Below are 13,268 nucleotides of genomic sequence, written 5' to 3' on the forward strand. Positions count from 1 at the left end.
CCGGTAACTCTCCACCTTAGAGGGCGCGGGGCGGTCCTTCGTACGTGCCAGGCCGTCTTCGTGCCGTCGCCGGCGGGCCTCACACAGGTTTGGGCGGGACGTGCAGGGCAAGCACGGTCACATCGTCTACCTGCTCATACCCGGCAAGCATCCGATCGACCAGGAAGTCGACGAGTCTCTCGGGATCTCCTACCACTTCAGGTGGGGCGTCCGCCGCCACGGCGACAAGCTCCTCAAGCCCGGCGTCCACCCCACGCCTACGGTTCTCCACAAGTCCATCGGAATAGAACACCACAGTGTTGCCGGTCTCGATGGAAAAACTTGTCTGCTGTCGCTGGCTCGGCCAGCCGAGCGGCGTTCCCGGCTCCCGCGTGCTCACCCGCGCGGGCGCGTCCGGCGAGATCAGCAGGGGCGGCGGGTGACCCGCGTTGCTGAACTCCCCCTGACCGGTCTCCGGGTCGATGACCACGTACGCGACCGTGGTGAACTGCTCCTCGTCCTCGGTGGCGCTGAACAGGCGATCGAGGCCGGCCAGCACCGCGGCGGGACGCGGGTCGTTCAGCGCGAGGGCGCGCAGGGCGTTGCGGACGCGTCCCATTCCGGCCGCGGCGAGGACGCCCTTGCCCATGACGTCCCCGACGGCCACGGCGAGGCGGTCGTCGGCCAGTCGGAACACGTCGTACCAGTCGCCACCGACCTGGACGTGACGCGTCGCCGGGTTGTAGCGGGCCGCCAGCACCATGCCGGGGAGCTGAGGAAGGTCGCTCGGCAGGAGGCTGCGCTGCAGCTCCTCGGCGGTCTTGTGCTCACGCTCGAAAAGCAGGGCCCGCTCGACGGCCAGGGCGCACTGCCCGGCGAGCGCCTCCAGGAAGACCCGCTCCTCCTCGGTGATCTCCCTGGGCCGGGTGAACGAGAAGCGGAGCGCGCCGATCGGGGCGCCCGCCGCCAGGAGCGGAAGGCCGACCCAGGCGCGTTCTTCGGTGTGCTGGGCGAACAGATCCTTCTCCCCGTGGCCCAGCTGCAGTCGGAGACTGTCGGGATGCTCGGCCAGGAACGGACGGCTCTCGCGCACCGCCACCGACATCACGGTCTGGTCACTGACCTTGATGTCGTCGCGGGAGACGGGACCGGCCTCCCCTTCGGCCCCCGGCTGGGACGGCACCACGATGCTGAGGCGCAGTTTGTCGTCGTCCAGGAGCGCCACGGCGGAGTAGTCGGCGCCGATGGCCGACCGCCCCACTTCGGTGATGACCTGGACGACCTGGGAGACGGTCAGGGCCTCGGCCAGCATCGAGGTCGCCTGCTGGAGGCGCGCGGTGCGCAGAGCGGCCGCCGACAGCTGCTCGGTCAGCCGGCCCCGCATCTCCTCGGCCTCGCGCTGCCCGGTGACGTCGGTGTTGGCGCCGACCCACTCGATGACCGCGTCGCCCTGCCAGATGGGCACGGCCCGTACGTCGAAGTGCCGGTAGGTGCCGCTCTTGGTGCGGATCCTGTAGTTGGTCTCGAAGACCCGGTTCTCCTCGACGCACTCGCCCCAGGCCGCCTCGATCCGAGGACGGTCCTCCGGGTGCACCACCGACTGCCAGCCGCCGACCGCGTAGTCGTCCGGCGTCTGGCCGGTGATCGCGCGCCATTCGGGCGCGTCGTCGATCACGCCGCCCGCCGGGGCGGCGACCCACACCACCTGGGCGCTGGCCTCCACGAGCGAGCGGTAGCGCTGCTCCTTGCGGCGGATGACCTCCTCGGCCCTGCGCCGCTCGGTCACGTCCAGCGCGGTCAGGACGACGCCCAGGTGCTCACCGTCGCCGTCCCTGGCGGGCAGCCACGTGCAGGCCAGAATCCGCTCCTCGAGCACCGTGGCCACGCCGGTGGTGTCGCCGCCGTCCGCTCCGGGCTGACCGGACGGGCCGGGCGGGCCGGACTGCTCACCGGGCGGCACGACCAGATCGAAGTCCGTCATCGGGCGGTCTTCGGCGATCACCTTGCGCAGGGCCGTCTCGAACGCCGTCGCCAGCGCCTCGGGCAGCACCTCGGACGGCCTGCCCCGCTGCAGGTCGCGCACAGGGACGCCCAGAAGCGCCGCGAGCGCGTCGTTGGCCCTGCGGCAACGCAGGTCACGGTCGAAGAACGCCAGCCCACCGGGGGCTTCCGTCAGCAAAGTCGCGTACAGCGCGGCGTCGGACGCATCCATGGGCTGCCCCTCCACCCCTGGGACGCGAGGATGCGGAACGGACGTCTCGGTGCTCATGGACAACACCTCCGCCCCAGAGGGTCCCGTACCGCGCGGCTGGTTTTCATCACTATGAGTGAATGGGAGCAGGCTAGCGCTCCCGCCTCCATCACAACACCGATCGGAGTCAGGTACTCATCATCCCGATGGTTCGTCGCGTACGGAACCCCTGATGAACATCCTCGTTCCCTTCGACTCCAGACGAACCCGTCGGATTCGGACACCGTCGCTGAGGACGCGGGAGGCGGTCCGCCAGGACGGCGAGTAGGAGATGCTACGGCTCCCGGGCATCACTGGGCGTCAACTCGGCTCCATCGGAGTGTTGGGTGCGTTCGTCCATGCCGCGGCCCGGTGAGGGTTTCCACCGCGCCCGAGATCTGTCAGAAGTCTTACGGGGCGGCCGAAACCTGGCATGGCGCGGGCCACAGTGCTCGAATGAAGAGGTGAATGAGGAGGAGCGGCCAGAAGGCAGTCCCGTGGGACGGCGGGTGGTGCTCGGGATGCTCGGCCTCGGCGTGGCGGGGGTCGCCGTGGGGGCGTCCGTGCAGGACAAGGTGAGTCGCGCCTTGGCACCCGTGGGCCCGATCAGCGACGTCATCCCGGCAGCAGGCGGTTTTCGCTACTACTCGATCACCGGGAGCGTGGAGCGGCACAGTGCCGCGACCCACCGTGTGACGGTCAAGGGCCTTGTCGACAAGCCCCAGGCCTTCCGCATGGCCGACCTGGCGAAGTTGCCGCAGACGGCGCTGGAGAGGGATTTCCAGTGCGTGACGGGTTGGCGGGTCCCGGACGTGAAGTGGGCCGGGGTGGCGCTGCCCGATCTGCTCGACGCGGTCGGCGTATCGCCGAAGGCCCGTGCCGTGCGATTCACGTCCTTCGACGGCGTCTACACCGAGTCGCTGACGCTGGAACAGGCGCGACGGCGGGACGTCCTGGTGGCGACGCAGATGGAAGGCAAACCGGTCACACACGATCACGGCGGGCCGACGCGGCTCTACGTCGCTCCCATGTACGGCTACAAGTCGCTGAAATGGCTTGGCGGCATCGAACTGACCGACGAGCTCGTTCCCGGTTACTGGGAGAACCTCGGATACGACGTGCATGCCTGGGTCGGGCGGTCGAACGGGCGTGACGATGTCCCGACCTGACGTGCCGCACCATGGCGTGTTGCAGCGTGACGCGGTCTCGTCCAGGCGGGTCCGGCTGGAGCGGTTCACACGTGCCGAGCGGGCGATTCACCACGTGGCCGCGCTGTTGATGCTGATCTGCCTGGTGACCGCGGCGTTGTTGTACCTGCCGGTGCTGTCGACGCTTGTGGGCTACCGAGAGGTGGTCAAGACCGTCCACGTGTGGTGCGGGTTCGCGCTGCCCGCGCCGATCGTCCTCGGCCTCGTGTCCCGCGCCTTCAGGGCCGATCTCCGGCGGTTCAACAGATTCGCCCCGCACGACTGGCAATGGCTCAAGAGCAGTGACCGCAGGGTCGTGCGCGGCGGCCGCGGGATCTTCCCCGTGGGCAAGTTCAACGCGGGGCAGAAACTGAACGCGGCGTTCACCGCCGGGGCGATCCTCATCATGCTCGGCACCGGCGAGATCATGACCTTCCCCGGCCCATGGGGAGACCGGTGGAGGACGGGCGCCACGTTCGTCCACGACTGGCTCTTCCTCCTCATCGCCGCGGTGACCGTGGGGCACCTGTGGGAGGCGTTCCGCGACCGCGGCGCGCTCGACGGGATGCTCACCGGGCGGGTCGATCTCGATTGGGCGGCGCGGCACCACGCGGGATGGGCCGACGCCATGCGGCGGCCATCACGAAAGGCGCAGGTCACGCCGATGGACGCCGATCCGGACGAGACCTCTGCGGAAGACGGCTCAGACTTTGCGAAACGACGCCCCGGTATGTCTTGACTCTCCCCACAAAAGCGCTGGAATGGGACATCGAGGCGGGGTTCGCGCGGAAGCTCCCGAGCCGGGGTCAGTCCGTACGCGCTTCGTCTCGGCCGGCGGCGTCCCCGTCCGCCGGATCCCCGCGTGCGGAGGTGTGCGCAAATGCATGCACTGGCCGATCACCGGAGCGAGGCTCGCGACGAGCTCACACAACGGCTTGGCGACGAGTTCGCGACCTTTCCCCTGGACGCGGTGCACCGGTGCGTGGTGGACGTCCAGGCGTGCATGGCCCATCTGGGGCTCGATGCCACGCCCGCCAGAGTCGAACGGATGGCGCGCGAGCATCTCACCGGAAAACTGAAGTCGGCGCCGCCTTCCGGCTGCGCGCCGGCGGACGGAGTGGACGGCTGAGCAGCCGGCAGCATCCGATGAAGGGACTGCGCGTACCCTGTGGGCGTTGTACACGGGCACCTGCGGGATTGTGCACGTGCCCTGCGGTGCGGTTGCCCAGCGGGTCTCGGACATGTCCTGCACATCACCCGCGCCGGATCTGAGAGGCTAGAAGCGTGAGTCCCCGCAGCCGCCACCGCTCCACCGGGGACCCTGGCTGGGACGGATCGACGCCCCCGGACGAGGTCTCGGCGATTTTCGACGGCATGCTGCAGCACGCCCGCGAACTGCTGGCCGTGCGCAGCCCCCTGGACGCCGAACTCATCGTCAGCGAGATCCTCGGGGCCTGGTGGGGGCACCGGGTACCGGACGGCGACGTCGAGGAGGTCATCGGCGAGGCCCTCGTCGACTACGCCAGGACGGCCGGGACACCGGCCGCGCTGGCACTGCTCACCGGCATGGCCTACATGGGCACGCCGCGGCAGGCGGCCAGGGCGGAGCGTGCGGCGCTCGAACTGATGGAGAACGGGGTCGCCAGGCCGGGGTGGGCGGACCGCGTCGGAATGGTCGCCCCCGAGGGCTGCTACGTGTCCAGGGACGTCTTCGGCGACCAGGACTCCATCGTCTGCACCTACAGCTACGGAGGGGCCGAACGGCACGCCCTCGTCATCCTGGTCGACCGCAACAAGGCCGGGGCCGTCCAGCCGGCGGGCGACCCGTTCGCCCCCGCCGCGCGCGCCGGACGGCCGCCGACGAGCGGGATGGTCAGGGACGCCTGGGTCTCGTCGCGTGTCGACAAGCTCCTCGACCACTGCCGCCGCGAAGGCCGCGACAACCCGCTGATGCGGTTCGAGCAGCTCGACCCGCGCGACACCAAGGCGCTGCTGTGGAGCGCACTGGACCTCACCGACGACACCGACGATCCGCCGGTGAACGAGAACTTCGGCACCTACCACGCCTTCGTCCGGGCGCGGGTGGACATCCTGCCGCCGGGCGGCCGGCTGCCCCAGCCGCCGGTGTACGGGCGCGACAGGCGCGCGACGATCGCCGCGCGGTTCCTCGCCTCGGACGAGGCCGAGGGCCTGTCCGACCGCTCCGCCGCCAGCCGGTGCGTCGACCGCATCATCGACTACGGCTGCACGCACGACTTCGGCCGGCCGCTGCGGGTCAGCCCCCTCAAATGCGAGATGTTCCTCCTCGACTGGCTGCCACGGAAGGTTTTACTTTCCCCGACGGAACAAGATGCTGTACCTCACGTACTGGCCGCGTGGGTGCGGTGGGCGGGCAACCGCACAGGGCTGCCCGAGGAGGGCATCAGGGCGACGCTGGACGCCCTCTGGGACGCCACAGCGAAGTTCTCCGACGCCTACCGCGACCCGTCCGCGTACGGCCTCGACCGTGAACTGGTCGGACGGCTGCTGCCGGACGGCGACCTGGAGGCGCTGCCCCGCCGGGCGTTCGCCCTGCCGTTCCTGTCGGGCACGCACCGCCGGTCCGGGCGGCACGGATTCATCAACCTGTCGACCTTGGATCCCGCCGACCCGGACGACCGCCGCGTCGTCCTGGAGTTCGAGCATCCCGGCGCCGACGAGGAACACATCGAGGCCCACGAACGCCTCACGGAACGGCTGTGGGACGGCGAGCCGCCGCAGTTGTGGGATACCGCCCAGTCGCTGCTCGACGTCGGCTACGAGCGCCATGAGATCCTGCACAAGCTCATTGACGTCCTCGACCGTTCCGGGAACGATCCCGAGGCTCTCCGCGAGGCCCTGCGTGTGCTGCGTCACGAACCCCCGCCCGAGTGAACTCCCGGTTTGCGCGCGGCGTCCCCGGCGACAATCATCGGGTCTCGGGCATGGTCTCGCGGGGGCCCGGGGACCGGCCCCCGGTCGTAGGGAGTGATCTTGTTGGAGTGGTCCGAGTTCGCCCGGCGGCTGGGGCGTGAACTGGCGGGTCTCGAACGGGACACCATCCTCATCGTGCGCGAACGCGATGAGAGCCGCCACTACGTCCAGGCCATGCGCGAGCCCGACCGGCTCTACGCCGAGGCCGTCAGCAACAACTTTCTCGATGGGCCGCTGCTGCTCACGCTGGCCGACGAGGAGGTCATGAGCGACGCCGGCTGGCGTCCGCCCACCGAGCCCGCCCCGCGCAACTGGTGGACGGAGCTGCCGGAGTTCGGCGTGCCCGGCGGGATGCTGTCGGTGTCCGACGGCGACTTCTCGCGGCTGGCCGACGTGATGGTCACCGCGCTCCGCGACGTCCAGGGCATCCGGCGGCCGTCCGATCTCGTGTACGAGTCGTTCCACCGGCACGGCACCGGCCTGATCGAGCTGCTCGACTTCGGCATCGACGTCGCCGACTCGTCGCGGGTGAACCAGCGCCGCTCCTCGTCCGGCGGCGCGGTCGGCGAACCGCCCGGCGGCCCGCTCGCGGGAGCCGATCCCCTGCCCGCGGGCACCCACCCAGCGGGGATCTCGATGCCGCTGCAGGCGGAGGGCCCTCCCGGCGCGGACGCCGACCTTCTCGAACTCCGCCTGGCCGAGGCCAAGTCGAGCGGCGACAACGCCACGTACTTCCAGTTGCTGGCGAACGCCGACCTGGTGCTTCCCGCGACGGCGTCCGCGGTGGAGGATCCCGACCGCGCCGAGTTCCCCGCCACCACCGTCGGCGGCGACACCTACGTCACGGTGTTCACCTCTCCCAGCGCCCTGGCCCGCACCGGCGACCGGCACCCCGGTCTCTACCGGCGCACCTCGTTCGCGCGGCTGGCGGCCGGCTGGCCGGACCCCGCGTGGCGTCTCGCGATCAACTGGGGCCTGCCGAGCGAGGTTCTCCTGGACTCGTCCGTCATCCCCCGCCTGCACGGAGGCCCGGACGCTCCGCCGCCCGCCGAGCCAGACGTCCCCAACCCGTACGGGACGGTCGACCCCAACGCGCTCGCTGGGCCCAACCCCGTCGCAGGTGGCTCGCTCCCCACCGTGAACGGTTCGGCCCCCAGCGTGGACGACGCACACGACGATTCCCATACGGCGATCGACCCGTTCACGGCGGCCGATCTGCGGGCGGCACTCGAAGCCGGGGATCCCGCACTGCCCCTGGAGACCGGCGCCGGCGCGGAAGCGGTGCCCGCCGACCCGCAGCCTCACGAGCCGCAGGCCGCAGGACCGGCGATCCCCGCACCGGAGCCGCCGAGCCCGCCACTCCCGGAACCGCCACGCCCAGAGCCTGAGCACCTTCAACCCGAGCCCGTGCGCCCCGAGCCCTTGCAATCTGAGCGGCTCGAACCCGAACGCCCGCAGCCCGAGCACCTTCTGCCCGAGCCCCGACAGTCCGAGCCCCCCCAGCCCGAACATTTTCAGCCCGAGCCCCTCCAGCAGCCTGAGCCCCCGCAGCCTGAGCTCGTGCAGCCTGAACTCGTGCAGCCTGAGCACCTGGAGCCCGGGCGCCTCGAACCCGAGCCCGTGCAGCCCGTGCAGCCCGTGCAGCCCGTGCAGCCCGAGCGGCGCGAAGCCGAACGTCTCCAGCCCGAGCGCATGCAGCGCGAGCGGCTCGAACCGGAGCGTGTCGAGGCAGAGCGTGTCACGCCGGAGGCGGACGCGGCGCTTCCGCTGGGTGCGCCGACGAGCAGGCGGTCCGCCGTCCCGGAGCAGCAGGCCGCGGGCGTCCCGATACGGCTGCCCCACGGCGCCCGCCTCTGGCGCTGGACCGGCGAGGGCGACGAGACGCCCCTCGCGGTCTACGACGCCGTCGGCGGTGTCTGGGCGCCGGTGAGGGCCGACGCCGTTCCGGCACCGTGGACCGAGTGACGCCCCGTTCGGCTACCGTCGAGTACGGCACCCGCACCATGGACGTGAAAGTGGATCCCGAGTGGACTGGAACGACTTCGCCAAACGACTGACGCTGGAGCTCTCCCGGCTGCCGGTCACGTCGTTCCTCATCGTGCAAGGCCCCAGCGGGCTGCCCTACGTCCAGGCGATGAGGGCCGAGGGAGTGCTCGACGCCGAAGCGGTCAGCAGCGAATTCCTGCCCCGCCCGCTCGCCTCGCGGCAGGAGCGGCGGCTCAGGGCGCTCGGCTGGGAACCGCCGGACGAGGAGGAACGCAAGAACTGGTGGCACCAGTTCTTGCTTCGCGACCGCGGTGGCGCCCGGGCCTCGGCCGAGCAACTGGAGGCCTGCGCGCTCCTCGCGGGGCTGATGGTCGGCGCGTTCCGTGACGTCTACCGCGTCGAATCGCCGCTCGAACTCGTCTACCAGGCGAGCCGGTCCGGTCCCGAGGGCGGTCCGCTGGCGCTGCCGGGGCTCGGAATCCCGCTGGCGGTCCCCGATGCGGACGCTCGCCCCGACGCGCGTCCTGCCCGTCCCGCGGGTTCCACGCTGGAGACCGCGCTCGCGGAGGCGCGTGAACGAGGCGACCAGCACGGTTACCTGGACCTGCTCGCACGCGCGGTTCTGTATCTGCCCGCTCCCGGCGACCCGGGGGCCGCCGAGCACCAGTTCGCCACCGCCCAGTTCGGGGACGGCACGTTCGTCCTGGCGTTCACCTCCCCCGAGGCGATGGACCGCTCCCTGCAGGGCCAGGCGATCCACCACAGGCAGGCGTCGCTGTCGGAGCTGTCCCGCCACTGGCCGCATCCGGATTGGCAGCTCGCGGTCAACCCGGGCCTCCCCAGCGCGTCCTATCTGGACGCCACCGCGCTGTTCGAGCCGGAGGAGCCGCGGAAGCCCGCCGACCCGGCGCCGCCGGCACCGACGGACGTCCGTGTCGCGGGCGCCTCGTCCCGCACCGGGACGCGCGGCGGCTCCACCGGCGACCGGCGGGCCCCCAGGCGGCCGGAGAGCTCCGCCCCGCCGCGGACGGAATCTCCCGCACCCTCGGACCTCCCCGCGGCCTCACAGGAGCCCACACGCCCGCCCGTCGACTCTTCCGCGCCCCGTGCCGCGGCACCTCCTCCGACGCGGCGGCCCGAGGCCCCCGCGGCCCCCGCGGCCCGGGAGACCGTCGGCGACCCGCGGGGCATCCCGGTGCTCGGGCACGGCGGGTCGGCGAAGCCGTCCCGGGAGACGCCGAGCGACCCGCAGGGCCTCCCCGTGGCGCCCGCCTACGGCCGGCGTGAGGCCACGGAGACGGTCTCCAGGCACCACACCGTCCCGGCCGGCCCGCAAAGCACCGCACCGAACGCAACCGCCCCGGCGCAGAGCCCCAACCCGCCGCCGAACCCTGTGCCGAGGCCGGCGCAGAGCCCGCCGCAAAGCCCGCCGCCGAACCCTGTACCGAGACCGGCGCAGAGCCCGCCGCCGAACCCTGTGCCGAGACCGGCAAAGAGCCCGCCCCAGGGCCCGCCCAGCGGCGTGCCAGGCAAGAGCGCTGCGGCTCAGGCAACACCCGTCTACACGCAGAACCGAACAAGCGCGCCCCAGAGCGGAGTGCGCGACACACGGACGGACCCCGTCGCCCCGCACGCCGGGTCCGGCGCCGGCATGGACGCGCCAACCCGCCCGCAGAACGCGCCGGGCGGGCGAGGGCGGGAGCGGCGGATCCCGACACAGGACGTCCCTGTCGCCGGCCGTGAGAGCGGCGGCGCGGCCGAGAAGCGGAAGGCCCCCGCGAAGGACCCCGGCCAGAAGGGCCAGGCTCCGCCGGACGGCGCGTCCCCGGTCGTGGTGATGCAGAAGGTGGTGCGGCCCGAGCACGTGCAGCACTACCTGGAGGGCGGCTACGACCTGGTCGCCGGCTACGTGCACCGCTTCAAGGACGTCCGGGAGATGACGACTCCCGGCGCGCTGATCCGCTGCCTCGGGCTGGTGTACGAGGGTTCGCCGTTCACGCCCGCGGACGAGGAGATCCACGCGATCCGGTGGCCGGCGGTGAAGCCGCCGCTGTTCCGGCGGCCGCTGGGCGGGATCGACGAGTGGAGCATGGGGATCATCCCGGGCGGATGGGTGATCGAGAAGGCGCCGTTCCCGGGTTCGGGGTACGCGCCGGGCGAGGGGCCCGCCATCCCGGAGTTCAAGATCGAGAGTCAGCGGCTGCCGCACGGCGCCGAGATGTACCGCCTCACCGCGAACGGCCGGGAGGCGCTGGTGGCGAGCTACGACGCCGATCTGCGCAGATGGCTGCTGAAGCAGCAGGAAAGGCCGGGGGGACGGGCATGAGCATCCGGCACGGCTTCTACGCGGGCTGGCGCGGCGCCGACTACGAGGCGAGCCCGGACGGTGACCGCGTGCGCCTCTACGCCTCTCGGCACACCGACGGTTTCAGGCAGGTGATGCCCGACCGGTACATCCATGTGGTGCCGCTGGAGGACGTCGACCATCTGCAGTACGTCACGACACACTGTGTCTGGCGCGGTGAACCGTTCGTCGTGCTGGGCGAGCATGAGGGCTGGTTGCGCGTCGAGTACAGCGGCGGCAAGGCGCCGGTGGCGGAACGGCTCGGCCTGGAGGTGTTCGACCGCGGCGTCTACCAGGCGTGGGCGTCCGAACACGAGGTCGAGGACGTCCGCGAGGAGACCGTCTGAGCTGAGATAATCGGGTTGGGAGTCTTGCCATGGCGGTCATCGACATCAACGCCGATCTCGGCGAAGGGTTCGGCATCTGGGAACTGGGCGACGACCTGGCGCTGCTGGACATGCTCACGAGCGCGAATGTGGCGTGCGGGTTCCACGCGGGCGATCCTCTGATCATGCGGCGGGTGTGCGCCGCGGCCGTCGAGCGCGGGGTGACCATCGGCGCGCAGGTGTCGTACCGGGACCTGGCCGGTTTCGGACGCCGCGATATGGAGGTGCCCGCGGCGGAGCTGACCGCCGAGATCCTCTACCAGCTCGCGGCATTGGACGGCATGGCGCGCACGGAGGGCGGACGTGTCTCCTACGTCAAGCCGCATGGGGCGCTCTACAACCGGGTCGCCCGTGACGTCGTCCAGGCCCGCGCCGTGGCCGACGCGGTACGCGCGTACGATCCTTCGCTTCCGCTGCTGACCCTTCCGGGTTCCGCGGTGCACGACGTCGCCGATGGGCTCACCGTGGTCGCCGAGTGCTTCGCCGACCGGGCCTACACGCCGGCGGGTGCGCTGGTGTCCCGCAAGGAGCCGGGGTCCGTCATCCACGATCCGGACGCCGTCGTTGAGCGGGTCGTTCAGATGGCCGTGGACGGCATCGTCCTGGCGGCGGACGGTACCGAAGTCGCGTTGAAGGCTCGTTCGGTCTGCGTGCACGGCGACACTCCGGGCGCGGTGCCTCTGTTGCGGGCCGTCCGGGTGGCGCTGGCCGAGGCGGGCGTCGCGCTGGAGTCGTTCGCATGAAGGTGCGGCGGGCCGGTGACGCGGCCCTGCTGGTGGAGACCGCGGATCTCGCGACCGCGCACCGGTTGAACGCCGCGCTCCGGAACGAGCCTCTGCCCGGCATCGTGGACGTCGTCCCCGGGGAGCGGAGCGTCCTGGTGGTGGCCGATCCATCGGCGGATCTGGCGGGTCTCGCGGCGCGGCTCCCGCACCTGCGGCTGCCGGAGGACGCCGGCGGCGACGCGGAGCCGGTGGAGTTCCCGGTGGTCTACGACGGCGCGGATCTCGACGAGGTCGCCGACCTCACCGGGCTGTCGCGCGACGAGGTCGTCCACCGGCACTCGGCCGCCACGTACACGGTCGCCTACCTGGGCTTCTCCCCGGGATTCGGCTACCTGACGGGGCTCGACCCGGTGCTGCGGGTGCCGCGCCGCGCGTCGCCGCGCACGTCGGTCCCGGCGGGTTCGGTCGCGATCGCGGACCGGTACGCGGCCGTCTACCCGTCCCGGTCGCCGGGCGGCTGGCGGCTGCTCGGACGCAGCGGGCTGCGGCTGTGGGACGTGACGCGCGACCCGCCGTCGCTGCTGCGGCCGGGCATGCGCGTCCGATTCGTTCCCCGGGGGTCTTCTTGATCGAGGTCGTCCGGCCCGGGCCGCTGGCGACCGTCCAAGATCTCGGCAGGCCCGGCCGGGCCCACCTGGGCGTCCCGTGTTCCGGCGCCGCCGACGAGCGCGCCTTCCGCCTGGCCAACAGGCTCGTCGGGAACCCGGAGGGCGCGGCGGCACTGGAACTGACGTTCGGCGGGGCGGCACTGCGTTTTCACCGGCACGCCTGGGTCGCGGTCACGGGTGCGCCCGCGCCGCTGCGCATCGGCGGCCGCGCCTGCGGGACGCACGCGCCCGTCCACGTCGCGGCCGGCGCGCTGGTGGAGGTGGGCACGCCATCGTCGGGACTGCGCAGTTACGTCGCCGTCCGCGGTGGCGTCGCCGTCGACGAGACGCTGGGGAGCCGTTCGACCGACCTTCTGTCCGGGCTCGGCCCCGCGCCCCTGTCATCCGGGGACCGCCTTCCCCTCGGTTCCGCCACGGGGCTCGCGGAGATCGCCGTCGACGTCGCGCCCGTCCCGCCCATGCAGGAGACGCCGGTGCTGCGCATCCTGCCGGGTCCGCGTGAGGACTGGTTCACCGAGGACGCGATGGCCACCCTCATGTCCACGCCCTATGAGGTGTCGCCGGACTGCAACCGTGTGGGTGTGCGGCTGGACGGCCCGCGCATCGTCCGCGCGCGCGCCGGCGAAATCGGCAGCGAAGGCATGGTCACCGGTGCGCTTCAGGTGCCGCCCAGCGGGATGCCGATCATCTTCCTGGCCGACCATCCGACGACCGGCGGCTACCCCGTGGTCGCGGTGCTCGCCTCCGCCGCCGTCGCCGACGCCGCGCAACTGCGGCCCGGCCAGCGCGTCCTGTTCCGCCTCTGACCGTT

11 protein-coding genes are annotated in these 13,268 nt (G+C 71.8%); 10 read left to right on the forward strand and 1 reads right to left on the reverse strand.

From position 1 onward, the window contains the following. Positions 1-79: 79 nt before the first annotated feature. The gene (locus ACGFK0_RS03465) at positions 80-2,191 is read right to left on the reverse strand and encodes a SpoIIE family protein phosphatase (protein WP_392899421.1); all 2,112 of its coding nucleotides are present in this window, start codon (positions 2,189-2,191) and stop codon (positions 80-82) included. Positions 2,192-2,673: 482 nt separating this feature from the next. On the opposite strand from ACGFK0_RS03465, the gene ACGFK0_RS03470 reads away from it, so the two are divergent. From ACGFK0_RS03470 to ACGFK0_RS03515, 10 genes are all read left to right on the forward strand, one after another. Continuing rightward, a complete protein-coding gene (locus tag ACGFK0_RS03470) occupies positions 2,674-3,378 on the forward strand; it encodes a molybdopterin-dependent oxidoreductase (protein ID WP_392899424.1) in 705 nt (234 codons plus the stop codon). Between the two features lie 19 nt (positions 3,379-3,397). After that, complete coding sequence (locus tag ACGFK0_RS03475) at positions 3,398-4,135, forward strand: cytochrome b/b6 domain-containing protein (protein WP_392899428.1); 738 nt, start codon at positions 3,398-3,400, stop codon at positions 4,133-4,135. Positions 4,136-4,276: 141 nt separating this feature from the next. Next, positions 4,277-4,525, forward strand: coding sequence for a hypothetical protein (locus ACGFK0_RS03480; protein ID WP_392899431.1), 249 nt, complete (start codon positions 4,277-4,279; stop codon positions 4,523-4,525). A 245-nt stretch (positions 4,526-4,770) separates the two neighbouring features. Beyond that, a complete protein-coding gene (locus ACGFK0_RS03485; RefSeq protein ID WP_392899608.1) occupies positions 4,771-6,309 on the forward strand; it encodes a hypothetical protein in 1,539 nt (512 codons plus the stop codon). A gap of 99 nt (positions 6,310-6,408) precedes the next feature. Continuing rightward, positions 6,409-8,313 carry an SseB family protein gene (locus tag ACGFK0_RS03490; protein WP_392899433.1) on the forward strand — a complete coding sequence of 635 codons (1,905 nt, stop codon included), beginning with the start codon at positions 6,409-6,411 and terminating at the stop codon, positions 8,311-8,313. 61 nt (positions 8,314-8,374) lie between these two features. Next, a complete protein-coding gene (locus ACGFK0_RS03495) occupies positions 8,375-10,660 on the forward strand; it encodes an SseB family protein (protein WP_392899435.1) in 2,286 nt (761 codons plus the stop codon). Next, positions 10,657-11,025, forward strand: coding sequence for a hypothetical protein (locus ACGFK0_RS03500; RefSeq protein WP_392899438.1), 369 nt, complete (start codon positions 10,657-10,659; stop codon positions 11,023-11,025). Before ACGFK0_RS03495 ends, ACGFK0_RS03500 begins: the two co-directional genes overlap by 4 nt. Positions 11,026-11,054: 29 nt before the next feature. Continuing rightward, on the forward strand, positions 11,055-11,807 hold the full coding sequence (locus tag ACGFK0_RS03505) for a LamB/YcsF family protein (RefSeq protein WP_392899441.1): 753 nt from the start codon (positions 11,055-11,057) through the stop codon (positions 11,805-11,807). Further along, positions 11,804-12,418, forward strand: a complete 615-nt coding sequence (gene pxpB / locus ACGFK0_RS03510; protein WP_392899445.1) for a 5-oxoprolinase subunit PxpB — start codon at positions 11,804-11,806, stop codon at positions 12,416-12,418. The genes ACGFK0_RS03505 and pxpB overlap by 4 nt, the downstream gene beginning before the upstream one ends. After that, the gene (locus ACGFK0_RS03515; RefSeq protein WP_392899449.1) at positions 12,415-13,263 is read left to right on the forward strand and encodes a biotin-dependent carboxyltransferase family protein; all 849 of its coding nucleotides are present in this window, start codon (positions 12,415-12,417) and stop codon (positions 13,261-13,263) included. Before pxpB ends, ACGFK0_RS03515 begins: the two co-directional genes overlap by 4 nt. Positions 13,264-13,268 lie beyond the last annotated feature (5 nt).

Origin of the sequence: Spirillospora sp. NPDC048823, from assembly GCF_043198445.1 — a bacterium.
Classification (GTDB): Bacteria; Actinomycetota; Actinomycetes; order Streptosporangiales; family Streptosporangiaceae; genus Spirillospora.